General features: G+C 37.0%; 14 protein-coding genes and 1 tRNA gene. 11 read left to right on the forward strand and 4 right to left on the reverse strand.

Features of this window, described 5'->3' with window-relative positions; translation table 11 throughout:
• Window positions 1-35: 35 nt before the first annotated feature.
• Both BGO84_RS07405 and BGO84_RS07410 read right to left on the reverse strand, forming a co-directional pair.
• Entirely contained in the window at window positions 36-791 is a 756-nt protein-coding gene (locus tag BGO84_RS07405; RefSeq protein WP_291028651.1) for a lipopolysaccharide kinase InaA family protein, read from the reverse strand.
• A gap of 1 nt (window position 792) precedes the next feature.
• Window positions 793-2,373: a peptide chain release factor 3 gene (locus BGO84_RS07410; RefSeq protein ID WP_291028652.1), complete on the reverse strand. Its 1,581-nt coding sequence runs from the start codon at window positions 2,371-2,373 to the stop codon at window positions 793-795.
• 377 nt (window positions 2,374-2,750) lie between these two features.
• On the opposite strand from BGO84_RS07410, the gene BGO84_RS07415 reads away from it, so the two are divergent.
• Complete coding sequence (locus BGO84_RS07415) at window positions 2,751-4,163, forward strand: ATP-binding protein (RefSeq protein WP_291028653.1); 1,413 nt, start codon at window positions 2,751-2,753, stop codon at window positions 4,161-4,163.
• Window positions 4,160-4,840 (forward strand): response regulator transcription factor, encoded by a 681-nt coding sequence (locus tag BGO84_RS07420; RefSeq protein WP_291028654.1) that lies wholly within the window; start codon window positions 4,160-4,162, stop codon window positions 4,838-4,840. Before BGO84_RS07415 ends, BGO84_RS07420 begins: the two co-directional genes overlap by 4 nt.
• 19 nt (window positions 4,841-4,859) lie before the next feature.
• Here BGO84_RS07420 and BGO84_RS07425 read toward each other — a convergent pair whose 3' ends face one another.
• Entirely contained in the window at window positions 4,860-6,491 is a 1,632-nt protein-coding gene (locus BGO84_RS07425; protein WP_291028655.1) for a sulfatase-like hydrolase/transferase, read from the reverse strand.
• 140 nt (window positions 6,492-6,631) lie between these two features.
• On the opposite strand from BGO84_RS07425, the gene corA reads away from it, so the two are divergent.
• A complete protein-coding gene (gene corA, locus BGO84_RS07430) occupies window positions 6,632-7,708 on the forward strand; it encodes a magnesium/cobalt transporter CorA (protein ID WP_291028656.1) in 1,077 nt (358 codons plus the stop codon).
• A 21-nt stretch (window positions 7,709-7,729) separates the two neighbouring features.
• Entirely contained in the window at window positions 7,730-8,881 is a 1,152-nt protein-coding gene (locus BGO84_RS07435; protein WP_291028657.1) for a tetratricopeptide repeat protein, read from the forward strand.
• On the opposite strand, the gene BGO84_RS07440 is transcribed toward BGO84_RS07435, so the two are convergent.
• Window positions 8,874-9,551: an RluA family pseudouridine synthase gene (locus BGO84_RS07440; protein WP_291028665.1), complete on the reverse strand. Its 678-nt coding sequence runs from the start codon at window positions 9,549-9,551 to the stop codon at window positions 8,874-8,876. The two genes, BGO84_RS07435 and BGO84_RS07440, sit on opposite strands and share 8 nt — an antisense overlap.
• A gap of 250 nt (window positions 9,552-9,801) precedes the next feature.
• Here BGO84_RS07440 and BGO84_RS07445 point away from each other — a divergent pair, with 250 nt between their 5' ends.
• The 7 genes from BGO84_RS07445 (at window position 9,802) to BGO84_RS07475 (ending at window position 17,846) form a co-directional block, all read left to right on the forward strand.
• Entirely contained in the window at window positions 9,802-10,407 is a 606-nt protein-coding gene (locus tag BGO84_RS07445; protein WP_291028658.1) for a TetR/AcrR family transcriptional regulator, read from the forward strand.
• Between the two features lie 48 nt (window positions 10,408-10,455).
• Window positions 10,456-10,782 carry a multidrug efflux SMR transporter gene (locus BGO84_RS07450; protein ID WP_291028666.1) on the forward strand — a complete coding sequence of 109 codons (327 nt, stop codon included), beginning with the start codon at window positions 10,456-10,458 and terminating at the stop codon, window positions 10,780-10,782.
• Between the two features lie 265 nt (window positions 10,783-11,047).
• Window positions 11,048-11,120 (forward strand) — tRNA-Phe (locus tag BGO84_RS07455).
• A gap of 117 nt (window positions 11,121-11,237) precedes the next feature.
• A complete protein-coding gene (locus BGO84_RS07460; RefSeq protein ID WP_291028659.1) occupies window positions 11,238-12,395 on the forward strand; it encodes a site-specific integrase in 1,158 nt (385 codons plus the stop codon).
• A 617-nt stretch (window positions 12,396-13,012) separates the two neighbouring features.
• Entirely contained in the window at window positions 13,013-13,471 is a 459-nt protein-coding gene (locus BGO84_RS07465; protein WP_006801210.1) for a hypothetical protein, read from the forward strand.
• 123 nt (window positions 13,472-13,594) lie between these two features.
• Complete coding sequence (locus BGO84_RS07470; protein WP_006801211.1) at window positions 13,595-14,011, forward strand: rhodanese-like domain-containing protein; 417 nt, start codon at window positions 13,595-13,597, stop codon at window positions 14,009-14,011.
• A gap of 10 nt (window positions 14,012-14,021) precedes the next feature.
• Entirely contained in the window at window positions 14,022-17,846 is a 3,825-nt protein-coding gene (locus tag BGO84_RS07475) for an efflux RND transporter permease subunit (RefSeq protein WP_006801212.1), read from the forward strand.
• Window positions 17,847-17,857: the final 11 nt, after the last annotated feature.

A 17,857-nucleotide genomic window follows, 5' to 3' on the forward strand; every position in this document is an offset into this window, starting at 1 on the left:
TAAATGTTTTTTTTTGTTTTTTTTATTGTAACTGATTAGTAATTAGTTATGTATGGTGAAGAACCCGGATGCTTTTTTGTGAAATTATCCCAAAATCTCTTCCTGTAGTATAACGTCCGTTTAAGACAATCTTCTACATCAAAGTTTCTGCTTTGGGCATATTCTTTAATAAATAAGAAAATCATATCATCGCTACCCCATAATCGTCTGAAGTTAAAACAAGCCGTATCCATAGTGATAGGTTTATCAAACTCCATTCTATTAAGGTCTACCAGATAAAAGATATAATCGTCTCCCTCCTTTTTATATAAGACATTCCCTGAAGAGTAGTCTAAATGGAGTATTTGCTGTTCATGCAGGCCGGCTGTATATCTTGCAAACTGCTTTATCAGCTCTTCCTTTTCTGAGAGGAGCGATGTTTTTAGTTCACGCATTGTGCCATCAAAAGACTCATGCTTTGATATATAGAAGCTGTTTTTAAGCAACCCAAATTTAGTATCTTTTATATAGGCTATCGGGTCGGGAGTATGAAGTCCTTTCTCCTTTAGCTTAAAAGCATATTCGTATGATCGTCGGGCTTTAGACTTTCTAAATGTCCTGTATACTATCTGATTGATAAAAATAGGCTTTTTAAAGAACTTCACGTTTACCTTAAACCCATCTACATCAAATAGCTTTATAATATTCCGAGCGGCATATAGTGTTTCACCTTCATAAGCAAAAGAGTCAGAAAGATTTTCTACAAAACCTTCCAGATATTTATATTCGGGATTAATAACAATTTCTACCATCTTAAAACTCAGAAGTGAAATGGAATTTTATATCCTTGAAATCTTGTTGAGCCATCATCAATACATAGTTAGAGTCTGCAAGAAAGACATCTCGTCCTTCTTTATCTACTGCCATATATTGAGCCTTACGCTTCTTAAAGTCAGCCAGTTGTTCCTTGTTGTCACTTTCTATCCAACAAGCTTTATACAAATTGATTGCTTCCCATCTACACTGAGCACCATATTCATGCAATAGGCGATATTGGATTACTTCAAATTGCAGCTGCCCAACAGTTCCTATAATTTTGCGTCCGTTAAATTGGTTTGTAAACAACTGAGCAACACCTTCGTCCATCAATTGGTCTATTCCCTTCTGAAGTTGTTTAGATTTCATCGGGTCAGCATTTTCGATATACTTGAACATTTCAGGAGAGAAGCTAGGTAAACCTTTGAAGTGTAAATCTTCTCCCGATGTGAGTGTATCCCCGATCTTAAAATTCCCGGTATCAGGCAGACCTACAATGTCACCCGCAAAAGCTTCATCTACAGTTTCTTTCTTTTGAGCCATGAAGGCAGTAGGAGAGGAAAACTTCATCGAACGGTTCAATCGCATATGTTTATAGTTTACATTCCGTTCAAACTTTCCAGAGCATATCTTAACAAAGGCAATACATGAACGGTGATTAGGATCCATATTGGCATGTATCTTGAATATGAATCCTGTAAAAGCCTGTTCGTCAGGTTTTACTTCACGCTCTATTGCCTCTACAGGACGTGGAGATGGTGCAATCTTTACAAAGCAATCCAACAGTTCTTTTACTCCGAAATTGTTGAGAGCCGATCCAAAGAATACAGGTGCAATTTGTCCTTTGAGGTATGTATCCATATCCAGTTCGGAATATACTCCGTCAATCAACTCGATGTCATCTCTCAGCTTTGCAGCCAAGGGTACTCCAATGTATGTTTCCAGCTCAGGGCTATTTATATCTTTAAATCCTATAGATTCCGTAACAGTCTGTTTACTTGGAGTATATAGGTCTAATTTTTCCTGATATATATTATAAACTCCTTTGAAACGTTGTCCGCTATCAATTGGCCAACTCAAAGGACGAACCCCGATTTGTAATTCGGCTTCCAGTTCGTCTAGTAATTCAAAAGGATCTCTACCTTCTCTATCCATCTTGTTGACGAATATCATGACAGGAGTATGGCGCATACGGCAGACCTCCATCAGCTTGCGTGTTTGTGCTTCAACCCCTTTGGCCGAATCGACAACAATGATCACACTGTCCACTGCAGTCAGGGTACGATAAGTGTCTTCGGCAAAATCCTGGTGACCGGGAGTATCGAGTATGTTGATCTTATAACCATCGTATTCGAATCCCATAACAGAGGTGGCAACAGAAATACCACGTTGCTTTTCTATCTCCATCCAGTCCGAGGTAGCAGTTTTCTTTATCTTATTTGACTTTACTGCTCCGGCAACATGTATTGCCCCTCCAAATAGTAATAACTTTTCAGTAAGGGTTGTTTTACCCGCATCGGGGTGACTTATAATAGCAAAAGTGCGTCTTTTTTGTATTTCTTTCTTAAGTTCGCTCATTGATTTTTCCGTAATAAGTTGCAAAAGTACTAAAAAAAGCGGATATAATATGCCTATCCCAGCAAGCAATAGAGAACTGTATGTTAGTTAAAAAAGTGACAAAATATAAATGTTTTGTTAAGTATTAGTAAACAATGATATAGCTAATAAAAAGTGACAAAAGTAACACCTTTTCGATCTGTTTTTATTGTCACCTTTTCTCTGTTACAAAAAGTGTCTGTATTTTATTTCTTTGTTACTATAACTGCCTTTATATAAGATAATTTTATAAAAATGATTTGTACAGAAGTTTGCTTGTCTAGTGTTATTTAGTGTTATCACTATTTTTTGTTTCTAAGCTATTGTTTACATTTGCTTTATCGATAATGAATTCATGTATGAAGTTCAGATTTAAATCCATAGCGATCGTTATTTTTAGTTTGTTAATTCTGGTTTGCTCTTATCAGGCTTATTGGTTGGTCAATTTCTATAACCAGCAATATGAGAAGTTAGAAACAGTAATAAACAATACGGCAGAAAGCAGCTCCTTCAAAGAGTTGGCAATCAGAATGTCTACCATATCAGCCAAGGATGCTGAAGAGGAAGAAGCAGAAAATGGTATTCCTGCTTCTGTAGAAACAAAGACTTATAACTCCGGCAAAGGTAAGACAACCATTAGTATGAGTTTCTCCAAAGAACGAGGAGGCGAAAAAAGTAGCTCTGATTCTATTTACGCAGACTTGCAAGAGGTAACGATACAAATCAAGAAAGGACTTTTGTCTGCTATTGGAGAAATAACCCCACTCGACTTAGTACGTTTGGATAGTATTATGAGTGCCGATTTGTCTGCACAAGGATTCGATATACCTCATGTTATCCAGTGTAGAACATCTATTGGAGATACCTTGGTGACTCAAATACCTAAAGGAACTTTCGATTTTAAGAATAGTAAGGAATATGTTTTAGAAGGTCTCAAAACCCAGATACATACTTATTATTTGTATATGGATAATCCTAAGTGGTATATCTTTAAAGGTATGTGGGGGTTGACCTCCGTTTCTGTATTGATGGTTATTTTACTAATTGTGACTTTTATATATTTGCTTAAAATCATATTAAGACAAAAAACAATAGATGAAATAAAAACAGACTTTGTAAATAATATGACACATGAGCTTAAAACGCCGATATCAGTTACTTACGCGGCTGTAGATTCCCTCCAGAACTTTGGTTTTGGCGATGACCCTATAAAAAGAAAAGAATATCTTGATATTTCACGTGAGCAGTTAATGTATCTGAATAGCCTTGTGGAACAGATACTAACGATGTCGGTAGAAGAGCGGAAAAACCTCAAACTGAATTTGGAAAATATAGAAGTGGGGAGCATATTTGAGAGTCAGAAAAATAAGTTTTTACTGAACACTGTAAAACCAACCTCATTTGTAATAGATATACAACCTGAAGGATTGAGTATTGAAGCCGATCGATTGCATTTTGGTAATGTAGTAAGTAATCTGATTGAAAACGCAATCAAATATTCCAACGATTCGGTAGAGATTCGGTTGTCGGCACGTAAGTCGGGAAATAAAATTGTTTTATCTGTATGTGATAACGGAATCGGTATTCCGGACGGGTCTTTGGATAAGATATTTGATAAGTTTTACCGTGTTCATACAGGTAATGTTCACGATGTTAAAGGATATGGCTTAGGGCTTTTTTATGTAAAGACGATTGTGGTTAAGCATGGCTGGAATATTAAAGCAAAAAGTGTGGAAGGTAAAGGTACTTGTTTCGAAATAATGATAGGATGAATAAGATAAATGTATTGTTAGTAGAGGACGAACCGGCCTTGTCTATGATCATTAAAGATACTTTAGAGAAAAAGGAGTTTGTTGTTGATATAGCAGTTAATGGAGAAAAAGGGCTCGAGCTTTTTCATCGGTTGAAGCCCGATATCGTCGTGGCAGACATAATGATGCCAAAGATGGATGGTTTCACAATGGCTCAACTGATACGTAAAAGTGACAAGAAAACCCCGATATTATTCTTAAGTGCTAAGTCTAGGACAGACGATGTAGTTCAGGGGTTTGAGATAGGAGGAAACGATTATTTGAAAAAGCCCTTCGGAATGGATGAGCTTATTGTGCGTATCAAGGCTTTGCTAAACAGAGCGCAAACGGAGATCCCTCAAGATAAAATATATGAGATAGGAAAATATACATTCGATCCCTTGATGCAGAAATTAGTTCACTCTCAACGTACTGAAATTCTCTCTCACCGTGAAGCTGCTATATTGGAACGTCTTTGTTCTAATCAGAATAATATCGTAGAGAATAAAGCTGTACTGATTGAGCTTTGGGGCGATGATAGTTTCTTTAATACACGCAGCCTGCATGTGTTTATCGTAAAGCTGCGTAAGAAGTTAGCTTTAGACCCTACAATTCAAATTATAAATATTCGGGGAATAGGCTATAAAATGATTTTCTGATTACACCGGCAGATAGTTTCTATTTCTCAAACTTCTCTTTTATGTCTTCGTATTTTTTTTCTCCTACATAACGCTCACGAGGAACAAAATGCGTGGAGAATATGCTCTTCGAGTCATCATAATCAACATAATTTATCCCTGCCAGATCGGATACAGAATAAATAAAGTCTGCTGACGAATAGACTCTGTTTTTGTCAAAGACAAGATCTTTTCTGAATTTTCTGTATGACGGCGATAGCCATACAAGAAAAGGGACTTCGCTCATCGTTGGTGATACTTTTTCATAAGCATGACCTGCAAAATCTCTGTAATCGTACATTTCCTCTCCGTGGTCGGATAAGTAGATCATGGCTGCATCCTGATGCTGTAATTTTTTTAGAGAACCGATAATGCTGTTTACTATATAGTCGTTATAGAGAACAGAGTTGTCGTAAGCATCTATTGCTTTTTTTGCTTTTTCGTCTCTGTATGGAGCATCTTTCACCAAGCCATCTTTTTGGTTGTTGAAGAATATGTATTCTTTAGGATATCTGAATTCATAGGCCATGTGGTTTCCTATGAGATGTATGATAATCAATTTATCTTTTTTGTCATTCTTCTCCAGTATTTTATTTAATATGGGAAGGACAATATCATCGTGTTGCCTGTAAGATGCCAGATTGTATCTTTTTTTCGCAAGCGATAGCAGTATGTCGTAGCTTGCCCGCATTTCGTCATTAAATCTCTGATTGCTTATAAGGTATGTTTCGTATCCCGCACGGTTGAATAATTCGTACATAGATGGTTTCTCTGTGAAGTATTCCGAATGATCTACTTCGTTCATCGATAATAAAGAACGAACCACCGGAATTGTATGCACATGTGGAGCTACTACATCATTATATACAACAAGGCTGTCTCCGTATTGTGACAACAAGGGGTTTGTATTTCTTGGATAGCCGTAGAGAGACATATGATTTTTGTTCAGTGATTCGCCAATCACCAGTACCATTATCTGAGGAATGGAATCTTTATGGTTGGTTTTTACTTCATAATCTAAGCTTTGACGTGCTTGTATCTCTTTTACCTCATGGGTTGTACGGATCTTATAGCTGATAAATGTTCTGTAGAAATTGATGAAATATACAGACCGTGATACCCTGCCTATGCCAACAATGGCTATTATTGTTATTATACTTAATATAAACAGCGTTTTATATTCTTTTATTTTGAGTTTTCTGAACGAACGCATTTTACAGATCATCACGATAGGTATCGCAGCATATACTACAACTCCGGCTATAACCCACATACTCAGATAATGCGCTATAAATTCTTTACTCTCTTCGGGATTAGTTTCGAATAGACTGGTCACACTGTTTTGCTCAAGCATAACGTGTGCAAACAGTAAGTAGGCCAGATAGATTGATCCAGGAATAATCGAGATAGCCAACATGATAGAGTATATGATCTTTTCAGATCTGGAACTGATAAATAGCGATAAGATCCAGATAGCAGCAAAGAATAAACCACAGACCAAGAAAACAGCAACTTTGTCTAAAAAAGTAAAATTTTGAGCTAAAGGGCACAGTATAGGCAGTAGGAGTAGGATATAAAATAAGAAAAAGAATTGCATTTTCTTTTTCTTTAATATGCTGTATATTTCGTTCATTGGTTACATCACAAGTGTTAATAATTTATCGTCAGTAAATCTGCCTTAGTTTAAATAATACGGATTTAGAGTCGACAAATATAGTATTTTATTCTTACTTTTGATATTGTTTAATATCACTCAAAACATAATTTTGCAGTATGAGTAAACGAACCACCAGAAAATCGAAGAATAAGGTTTCACGAAACAATTATCTATTAACCAAACCCGTATATCTTGGTGATAAGGATATACCGATGTCTATTGAACTCGTTCAATATGATACGACACGTCTGGAGGTTAGGAATATTCAATTGCAAGAATCTATTAAGGATAAGATAGATACAACGAAGGTAAATTGGATAAAGATAACAGGGATATCTGATGCTAATACTGTATACAGAATTTGTAAAGAGCTTGGACTACACGGTTTTGATATTAAGGACCTTCTGGGAAACAGACAAGTTGTAAAGGCTGTTGGGTATGAAAATATCTCATTTGTTCTGATGTCTCTCTTTTATCAGGTAAAAGATACTACAGATATTGACGATATGCAGATCGGGTTTATTCTTGGAAAGAACTTTGTAGTCAGTTTTCAGGAGGCAGCAATCCCTGTTTTTGATGATGTAAAAAGAAATATAGAAGAGAATAATGTTGTAGTGCGTCAGAAAGGAGCTGACTTCCTTCTATACATTTTGATGAGCGCCGTGAATCAGGCGAATGTGAATACCGTAATGGATATTGAAGACAGGCTGGCTGATGTAGAAGATCATTTGATAGAAGGCAAAGGGTCTATCGATATTCTGCGTTTGATGCACGAATGCCGGGTCGATTATATGCATATAAAGCGTACTATCACTTCTCTGCGCGAAGAATTTGTCAATCTCTTGCATAACACCAACAAATTGATAGAAGAAGAAAATATTGTTTATTATAATGATTTTGATGATCGTATGCGTTCTATCTTGGGCAACTTGGCATCTTTCCATGAGTCGCTGACTTCCCTTCTGGACTTGTATTATAATAACAATAACCTAAAGATGAATGATATTATAAAGCGATTGACGATAGTGTCTACCATATTTATACCAATGACATTTATGGTAGGTGTTTGGGGTATGAATTTCAAGCTGATGCCCGAAATGGATTGGAAATATGGTTATCTCGGAGCTTGGATAACTCTTATATTGATTGCGGTTCTTTCTTACCTTTGGATAAGAAGACAGAAATGGTTTTAAGAAAAATAAAGGAAATTAAGTATGAAAAAGAGTATTGTTAAGTTGTTCTTTATCTCGTTTCTAATGTGCTTTTCGGTACAGTCATTGCTCTCTGCACAGCTACAAGTCGTAAAACCAACAGAGGATATAAAATCATTGTTTGATAAAGGACTTTATCAAGAGGTGGTAGAACAATATGCCGCTCAGCCACGTAGCCTTTCGGCGGATAATCTTGCTTATGTAGCAGAGGCTTATTTTTACTTGGACGATCTGATCAATGCGTCGCGATATATAGACTTATCCGTGCAGAAAAGTGCAAAATGCGCCCGGGCTTATTATGTGAAAGGATTAGTTCAGAATGCAAATGGCAGTGCTGATGATGCAAAAGTTAGTTTTGAAAAGGCCATCGCTATTTCTCCTGATTTTGCAGATGCATACGTCGGATTAGGTGATGTATTTGTTGCAAAAGAAGATACAGATAAAGCTTTGGAAAACTATAAGAAGGCTACATCATTTAATCCTCCGTCTGAGAAAGCGTTCTACATGATAGGAGTAATATATGCAAGCCGAGACGATCTGTCTGATGCATTGAATGTATTTTATACTGCCAAAGATAAAATTAAGAAGGATGAGGAATTGTTGGTTACAGTTCTTTATAATATAGCACGGATAGAATATGATTTTGGTAGATATACCAAAGCTGCAGAAGCCTATGAGGAATTAGTCGGCTATCTTCCTGACGATTATTATTCGTATGAAAAGCTGGTTCAGTGTTATGTTAAGCTTGGGGAGTACAACAAGGCGGCTGCATCTAAGACTAAGCTATATAATGCATATAAAGAAGGCCAGTTGGCTTCGACTACCATCTCTGATAATTTTTGTATAGATCAGTTTAAAGTTGGTTCTTTTGATGTATATGCATATGAGCGTTATGAAGAGAGCTCATCTCAGCCTTTCGTTAAAAATATATTCTATGTGATGAATGACTCGGGAGAAGTGGACTCTTCTATTTTCGTTGAATATACACCATCTCTTGATAATCAGTCAGGAGGGGAATACAAAGTTTCTAAAATAAAAGGAGTAACACGTTATACTTACGGACGTGCTTTTTCCAAGGGCGTGGAATATACCTCTCTACGTTCATATATAGAGGATGCCATTTCGGGGAAAGAAGTTCCTGTAAGTTCTAACTAATTGCTTTTTCCAGAGCTTGCCAAAGGGTATCTTTCGGTAGAGGGGCAGTGACCTCGATCCGTTCTTTTGAAACAGGATGTAGGAAAGATACTTTACGTGCGTGAAGGCTGATGCCTCCATCAGGATTGGACCTGTCGAAGCCGTATTTCAGATCACCTTTTATGGGACATCCCATTTTAGACAGTTGTACACGTATCTGGTGGTGGCGGCCTGTTTCAAGGTCAACTTCAAGTAAATTATATCTGTCGGATCGTGCTATCAACTTATAGTGCAGTATGGCTAGCTTCGAATTTGGCTTTTCCACATCATAAGCATACGATTTGTTTTGCTTTTCATTTCTAACCAGATAGTTACTGAGCGTTCCTTCAGCTTCTTTCGGCATGTTTTTTACTATTGCCCAGTAGGTTTTGTCTATCTGTTTGTTTTTGAACATTTCATTCAAACGGCTAAGGGCTTTGCTTGTCTTCGCAAAGATAACAATGCCGCTTACCGGCCTGTCGAGACGGTGTGTTACCCCGCAAAATACATTTCCGGGTTTGTTGTATTTCTCCTTTAGATACTCTTTTACAATTTCTGAAAGTGGCTGATCTCCGGTTTTGTCTCCTTGTACAATCTCAGATACTGTTTTATTGATGATGATGATATGGTTGTCCTCGTATAATACAGTCATTTTTCTCGATGCCTTTGTTATATTTCGATCTAAATAAAGAAAGCTCAAAGGTAAGAACTTTTCATCGTTTTTGTATCTATTGTCATCTTTATCCCGTGCTGCTCTATTATGGTTCACTTAATTGGATTCTTCTCTCGTTGCTTTACGATTGGTTTATAAAGACTATTATTCTATAAATTTTCTATAATTATACATTCGATCTTGTCTGATTTGGTATAAAAATATATCTTTGTTGAATGATTGTTCAATTATGGTGTCAGAAGAATTAATATTAGAAAGAACATTTGAGCTGTTGCTCTTGAAAGGCTTTGATGCTGTGTCAATATCTGATATACAGCAAGCAACAGGTCTGTCCAGAGGTCTTCTGTATCATTATTACAAGAATAAAGAAGATCTGTTTATACAGGTTACTGAAAAGTATTTTATAAGAATATTTGATTTTGAAGTTCGACGCACGGCAGATTACACAGTTTTCGAATTTGTTGATTTTATGTGTAAGCGTTTTAAGAAGATCGCTAGAATAGTATCTGATATTGTTCGAGATGCATCTAAGAATACAAATGTGTCGATGTTGAATTATCATTTTCTTTTCTATCAAGTGATGCAACGTGATGCCATATTTAGAAATAAATATCAGGCTACAATCGAAAAAGAGAAAATCGGGTGGGAGAGTGCGCTGAGAAATAGTGTTTCGAGGAAAGAGATAAAGCAGGATACAGATATTGAAGTTTCGGCGATGCAATTGTTCACCCTGACTGATGGTATTTGGTTTCAAAGTATTTTCAGTACAGATGGAAATTCGATTGTTCAGAATCTGGAAAAGGCTTTATTACATTATATTTTTTTATTGAAGTAGTATTATTTTTTTAATATATTGAACGTTTGTTCAGTGAGTCTAAGTATTATGGGATGGATTTATTTATTATTAGCCAGTTTGTTTGAGGTTGGGTTTACATTTTGCATATCAAAAGCAAAAGAGGCAATTACTCCTCATTCATACTACTGGTATATTGGTTTTGGTATTTGTCTTGCTTTGGGTATGTATTTGTTGATAAAAGCCGTTCAAACAATACCAATGGGCACTGCTTACGCTATATTTACAGGCATTGGTGCAGTTGGTACTGTATTGTTAGGAATCTTGGTGTTTAAAGAGCCTTCTAGCTTTTGGCGGTTATTCTTTATTTTTACGCTTGTCTGTTCAATTATTGGATTGAAAGTAGTATCGAATTAAGACTGCTATTTTTCTTTTGAAGTAAAACGAATCAGCTTTCCTGCCTGAATACGCTTTGATATGAAAAATATCGACTATTTTTTTAAATATTTTTCAGCCGACTTTATTTAGTCTATAGATTCTGATAATGAGGCTGAAAAGCTCAATAATTAGGCTGGTTGCAGCTTGCAGGGCTCTATGAATTGTGAAAATATTATCAAATTAGTTCGTATAATTTTTGGAGAATATAAATTATGTACTATCTTTGCACACGCAAAACGGTTAAGGTGCCATAGCTCAGTTGGTAGAGCAAAGGACTGAAAATCCTTGTGTCCCCGGTTCGATTCCTGGTGGCACCACGTTAAAAAAAGCTGTAATTCATTGAATTACGGCTTTTTCGTTTAATATAACTTCCCTATCTTTTATATACGAAGATACACTGTTTTACATAGGTTGTGTAAACCGATGTGTAAACCATGAGTGCAACAATTGATGTGATTTGTTACAAATCTAAAGTGTTGAAAAACAATGAGAATCCTTTAATGCTAAGAGTAACGAAAGATCGAAAAAGGCGATATTTAAGCCTCGGAATTTCAATCAATCCAGAGTATTGGGATTTTACCAAAAACAAACCGAAACGGAACTGTCCCAATAAAGAGCAAATATTAACCCTCATTTCAGAGAGAACAAAAGAATACAGAGAGCAAATAATTGAATATAAAATTACAAATAAGGAGTTTACGGCTAAATCTCTAATTGAAAAGGTGCATAATCCAACAATTAAGAAAACAGTAAAAGAGGTGTTTGAAGACCAGATAGAGCGTTTGTTTAAGGAAAAACGACGTGGTTATGCTTTGTCTCATTTACAAGTCCTAAATTCGTTATTAGAGTATAATACGCACCTTGATATTTACTTTTCGGATATAGATGCTTCTTGGCTCAATAAATATGAAACTTGGCTAAAGAGTAATAATATATCAACAAATACAATAGGTATCCGATTTAGGACGTTACGAGCCGTTTACAATGTGGCTATTAAAGAGAATATAGCTAAAACGGAACATTATCCATTTAAGGAATATAATGTTTCTAAACTAAAGCAGGAAACTGTAAAGCGTTCTATTTCAAAAGGGAATATTATTTCTGTTATAAATTACCCTTATGATGGTAATAACATATATGAAATGCTTGCTATTGAATTATTTACATTCTCTTATTTAATGGCAGGGATAAACTTTGTTGATATGGCTTATTTAACCAGAGATAATATAATTGAGGATAGATTAATATACTTTCGAAGAAAGACAAATAAGTTGATAAAAACGCCATTACAGGCTAAAGCAATGGAGATTATCAATAAATATTCTAATTCCGAAAATCCTTATCTATTCCCGATTTTAAACAGTTTCCATAAAACAGAGCAACAAAAAGCAAATCGAGTTCATAAAGTAATTACTAAAGTAAATAAACGGTTAAAAGACATTGGTAAAGAATTGAACATACCAATTGACTTAACAACATATGTTGCAAGACACAAAAGAAAGTCTTATAGACTATTAATCAACAAATTGCGCATGTGCTATTTTTCAATAGGTAACGATCTAGAAACCAACTTGGTTCTTAGATATGCTTAATTCCCTTACTATTAAAGAGCGACTTAACTTAGCGTGAAAATACTAAATAATCCTTATATTGCCAATATTCTCAAATTTATTTATCTGATTTATTGTATTTATTAATTTCTTGCTATAAAATTTTATAGCTAATGATAATTCAAATTCAATACCCAAAAGAGCTTGTACGGAATATTTACCCTTGAATTAATAAAAATATATGAATAGGGGTTTGATGTCGTTTGATATAAATATAATAAATGTTTGCTAAACGAACTGGTAATTTCCAAAAATAGAGACAACTGTTCAATGTCTGTGTTATCACTGTATAATGTGTTTTTAGGATATTCCAATATTTCGGAGCATGATATTCCATTATTTCCAGGACAGGACAAAAAACTAAAATGGGAAATAGCAAAGATTAAATTATGAGATTTAGGTATGCTTAAAGTTGATTGTTAAAAATGACGGTAACTTCATGTTGGGTGTTTCTATCTTTGTGCAGTATAATGATAAAATCCAATTTGGATATCTAAAAACTAACATGGATAAAATTGTATTTTTTTTGTGTTAATATAAAAATAAATATCTACCTTTGCCAATAGCTTATTTTATAAGTGAATTTTTACAGTAATAAAATGAAGAAGGTTATATCAATATTTCTGTTGCTATTAATGCTGATCATTGGAGCTCATCCTGTGATAGCTATGCATTATTGTGCAGGAGAATTATATTCCTTTGGAGTTTTGGACAATGAAATAGAGAAGTCCTGCTGTGAAGATATGGAAATGCCACAACAGGATGACAATGCCTGCCATACTACTTCAAACACACAGGAGGATAACATAATGCCATCCCATGAAAATTGCTGTGACATTCAAAAGGTTGAACTCTCAACGGACGACTATCAGCATCAGGTTCAGCAATTTAACCTAAGCAATATATTGCCGTCATATGAAAATGTATGGTTGGCTCTTAATTTGCTTATACCAACAGAGAATGAGGGTGTAACTAAAACCAGTCAATACTTTCCGCCAGGAGGTTTTAGTTTACACAACATAGACCTTCTGACCTATATTTGCATCTACCGTATTTGATTTGATAAATCCGTGGCTACCCTGCCATTGGTTTGAATTTTGTGTATATCCAAAACCGGATGTACGTTAAATTGTTTAAATCTAAAAACAAAGATTTACAAATGTTTATCAAATCAAAGAACAATGAAACCATTTTATTTTCTGATTGGTATAGCTATGTCCACCGGCTATATCACAGGACGTCCCGTATATACTCATTATAATACGGAGACAGTTCCGATTGATTCAACAGTCTCTCAACCCTCATCCCCTCAATACACCCTTGTCAAACATCTGATAGAGGATAAATCTGCTATTATACTTGATGTTCGTACAGAACAAGAGTATAATGAAGGTCATATAAGAAATTCTATTAATATTCCGCTGGACAAATTAAATGATTCTGTTTTTTCCCTACAAAAGAAAGAAGCTATTGTTATAGTTTGCCGTAGTGGTAAAAGAAGTAAAGAAGCTAAAACATTTTTAACACATCAGGGGTTTATAAATGTATATGACGGAGGAAAATGGGAAAACCTTAATATATTATTGACGGATAAATAAAAATATTACTATGCTTAACAGAATCATCAAGTATTTTCTCGATAACAGAGTTATAACATTGTTACTACTTGTTATCATCATTGTTTGGGGACTATCTACAGCTCCATTCAACTGGCATGGTGGCGTATTGCCACGCGATCCTGTCCCTGTGGACGCTATTCCTGATATAGGAGAAAATCAGCAAATTGTAGCTACTGAATGGATGGGACGTTCACCAAAGGATATTCAGGAACAAATTACGTATCCGTTATCTACTTCACTGCTGGGAATACCCGGAGTGAAAACCATCCGTAGTACTTCTATGTTCGGTATGTCGTTTATATATATCATTTTTGACGACAACATCGAATTTTATTGGAGTCGTTCCAGAGTATTAGAAAAGCTGAACTCCCTACCTGCGGGAACATTACCAGAAGGGGTACAGCCCAGCTTGGGGCCAGATGCCACTGCTTTAGGACAAATATTCTGGTACACCCTTGAAGGACGTAACCCCGAAACAGGGGAGCCAACCGGCGGATGGAACCCAGATGAGTTACGAACTATTCAGGACTTTTATGCCAAATATTCGATTTCAGCAGCCGAAGGAGTATCCGAAGTAGCATCTATCGGCGGTTTTGTGAAAGAATATCAGGTAGAGATAAATCCTAATGCTATGCGTGCCTTTAATGTTTCCATCATGGATGTGATGAATGCCGTACAAAAGAGCAATCTGGACATAGGTGCGGAAACAGTGGAAATCAATAAGGCTGAATATCTTGTCAGGGGATTGGGGTATATAAAGAATGTTTCCGATCTGGAAGAAGCGGTTATTACTGTCCGCAATGGAGTACCCGTTAAAATTAAAGATGTCGCTTTTGTTAATCTGGGCCCGGCTACCCGTCGTGGAGGTCTGGATAAAGAAGGTGTCGAAGCAGTCGGTGGCGTTGTGGTTGCCCGTTACGGCTCAAACCCGATGCAGGTCATTGACAATGTAAAAGCTAAAATACAAGAAATGGAAGCAGGGCTTCCTCAGAAAACACTGGCGGATGGTACCGTGTCAAAAGTTACTGTTGTACCTTTCTATGACAGGTCTGGACTGATACAGGAAACTATCGGTACACTGGAAACAGCCCTTTCTCATGAGATACTGATCTGTATAATTGTAGTAATAGTATTAGTCTTCAACCTACGGGCATCGGTTGTGATTTCCTCCATGCTCCCTATAACGGTGCTGGCCACCTTTATCATCATGCGTTATACGGGTGTCGAAGCCAATATTGTCGCGCTGTCGGGTATTGCCATCGCTATCGGGGTCATGATTGATGTCGGAGTTGTCTTTGTCGAAAATATAATCCGGCATATGGAGATGCCCGAAAATGAAGGCATTTCCAAAGGGAAAGCCTTTACAAACCTGATACATAAAAGCGTCAGCGAAGTTTCAGGTGCTATCACGACAGCAATGCTTACTACCATTGTGAGCTTCCTGCCTGTCTTCGCCATGCAGGCGCAGGAGGGGAAATTATTCCATCCGTTAGCATTTACAAAAACTTTTGCATTGATATCGGCATTACTACTGGGACTAAGTCTGTTGCCGACACTGGCTTATTATGTATTTTCCATTAAAGTGACTTCTGCCCAGGTACGAAAAATTACTAATATTGTCCTGATAGCTGGAGGTATCCTGTTGTTTGTCTTTACGGGAGTATTGGCAGCCCTGGCTCTCACTTTATTTGGACTGAATAACTTCCTTGCTTACCGATGGACGAATAAGAAGATACCTACTTATATCAATATTGGCATTGCAATTCTGGTAGCTGTCTATTATTTAACAATCGAGTGGCTACCTATCGGCCCGCAGGAAGGATTCTTTTTAAACTTAATATTCGTCCTTGTAGCGATAAGTATAATCTTAGCCTTACTATGGATATTGGTAATTTATTACGAACGCATATTACGTTGGTGCTTGGCACATCGATGGAAGTTTATGCTTATACCATTAGTTACCGTATTCTTCGGTATTATGATATGGTTGGGATTTGATACAACATTCGGTTTTGTGGCTAAAGGTTTTGAAACTGTGGGCTGGAAGAGTTTTAGACAAACTGCTTTCTGGCAGGCTTCAAGTGAACGTTTCCCCGGTATTGGTGAAGAGTTTATGCCAAGTCTGAATGAAGGCTCGTTCCTTTTGATGCCAACGAGTATGCCTCATACGGGTATAGAGCAGAATTTACAATTTATTGAAACACTGGATAAACGCATTTCCAATATTCCCGAAGTGGATCTAACCGTAGGTAAGTGGGGACGTGTCAATTCGGCACTCGACCCTGCTCCAACCCAAATGTTTGAAAACACAATTAACTATCGTAGTGAATATATTCTGGACGAAAATGGACACAGGCAACGATTTAAAGTAAACCGTAATGGTGAGTTCCTTTTAAAAGGTGGAGGCGCTTATAATCCGAAAGATGGTTTTCGCCTGTTACCTGCCGATAGTCTTATCACGGACAGCAAGGGCGATTATTTTCGTCAGTGGCGTCCCCATATCAAAAAAACGGATGATATATGGCAGGAAATCGTAAATGTTTCTCACATGCCGGGACTTACATCCTCGCCTAAACTACAACCGATAGAAGCCCGATTGGTGATGCTTTCGACAGGTATGCGCGCACCGATGGGATTGAAAGTATCAGGGCCCGATCTGGAATCCATTGAGCAAGGAGGAAAAGCATTGGAAGCAGCCTTGAAAGATATTCCGTCTATACTTTCATCTACTGTGTTCTATGACCGTGCCGTCGGAGCACCCTATATTGAAATAAAATTAAACCGTCAGAATATGGCACGTTATGGCATTACCGTGGCTGATTTACAAGATGTAATCAGTGCAGCAGTGGGAGGAATGCCTTTGACCACAACTGTAGAAGGACGTGAACGCTTTCCTGTGCGTTTAAGGTATCCGAGGGAATTGAGGGATAACCCCGAAGAACTGGCTAAACTGATTGTGCCAACAGCAACCGGAGCTCAGATTCCTTTAAAGGAAGTAGCAGATATAGAATATACCAAGGGAGCGCAAATGATCCAGAGTGAAAACACCTTTCTATTAGGCTATGTAATCTTTGACAAAGTAGCCGGAAAAGCCGAAGTAGATGTTGTTAAAGAAGCTGACAAGATACTTAAAGATAAAATAGCGTCCGGACAGTTAGAATTGCCCAAAGGTGTATCTTATAAGTTTGCTGGAAATTATGAACAACAGAAAAGGGCTGCTAACCGACTATTGGTTGTTATACCATTAAGTTTGCTGGCTATCTTGTTGATATTGTATTTTCAGTTTAAGACTGTTACAGCATCATTGATCCACTTTTCCGGGGTAATCGTAGCCTTTGCCGGAGGATTTATCCTGTTGTGGCTTTATGGAGAGCCTTGGTTTATGAACTTCTCTATTGGGGATATGAATATGCGCGACCTGTTCCAAATGCATCAGATAAACCTGAGTATTGCTGTTTGGGTAGGATTTATAGCTTTATTCGGCATCGCTACCAATGATGGGGTGCTGATGGGTACATATATCCATGATACTTTCCTCGAACGCGACCCACATACCAAAGATGAAATCAGAGAGGCTGTAGTTCACGCCGGATTAAGGCGTGTACGCCCTGCCGCTATGACTACGGCAACCGCACTCATCGCATTACTTCCCGTATTGACATCGACAGGTAAGGGAGCGGACATTATGGTTCCGATGGCCATTCCTACTTTCGGAGGGATGCTTATCCAGTCGATGACCATGTTCGTAGTTCCGGTGTTTCAATGCTGGTGGCGTGAATCGGCGATAAAGAAACACGGTAAGATTAAAGAATAAAACAAATCGTA

The organism is Dysgonomonas sp. 37-18 (genome assembly GCF_001899125.1).
In the GTDB taxonomy this organism is placed as follows: domain Bacteria; phylum Bacteroidota; class Bacteroidia; order Bacteroidales; family Dysgonomonadaceae; genus Dysgonomonas.

Coding starts and splice junctions, on each gene's coding strand:
- BGO84_RS07410 (WP_291028652.1), bottom strand. CDS start 2,373: ATGAGCGAACTTAAGAAAGAAATACAAAAAAGACGCACTTTTGCTATT.
- BGO84_RS07470 (WP_006801211.1), top strand. CDS start 13,595: ATGAAACCATTTTATTTTCTGATTGGTATAGCTATGTCCACCGGCTAT.
- BGO84_RS07440 (WP_291028665.1), bottom strand. CDS start 9,551: ATGACTGTATTATACGAGGACAACCATATCATCATCATCAATAAAACA.
- BGO84_RS07405 (WP_291028651.1), bottom strand. CDS start 791: ATGGTAGAAATTGTTATTAATCCCGAATATAAATATCTGGAAGGTTTT.
- corA (WP_291028656.1), top strand. CDS start 6,632: ATGAGTAAACGAACCACCAGAAAATCGAAGAATAAGGTTTCACGAAAC.
- BGO84_RS07415 (WP_291028653.1), top strand. CDS start 2,751: ATGAAGTTCAGATTTAAATCCATAGCGATCGTTATTTTTAGTTTGTTA.
- BGO84_RS07450 (WP_291028666.1), top strand. CDS start 10,456: ATGGGATGGATTTATTTATTATTAGCCAGTTTGTTTGAGGTTGGGTTT.
- BGO84_RS07445 (WP_291028658.1), top strand. CDS start 9,802: ATGGTGTCAGAAGAATTAATATTAGAAAGAACATTTGAGCTGTTGCTC.
- BGO84_RS07465 (WP_006801210.1), top strand. CDS start 13,013: ATGAAGAAGGTTATATCAATATTTCTGTTGCTATTAATGCTGATCATT.
- BGO84_RS07435 (WP_291028657.1), top strand. CDS start 7,730: ATGAAAAAGAGTATTGTTAAGTTGTTCTTTATCTCGTTTCTAATGTGC.
- BGO84_RS07475 (WP_006801212.1), top strand. CDS start 14,022: ATGCTTAACAGAATCATCAAGTATTTTCTCGATAACAGAGTTATAACA.
- BGO84_RS07420 (WP_291028654.1), top strand. CDS start 4,160: ATGAATAAGATAAATGTATTGTTAGTAGAGGACGAACCGGCCTTGTCT.
- BGO84_RS07425 (WP_291028655.1), bottom strand. CDS start 6,491: ATGAACGAAATATACAGCATATTAAAGAAAAAGAAAATGCAATTCTTT.
- BGO84_RS07460 (WP_291028659.1), top strand. CDS start 11,238: ATGAGTGCAACAATTGATGTGATTTGTTACAAATCTAAAGTGTTGAAA.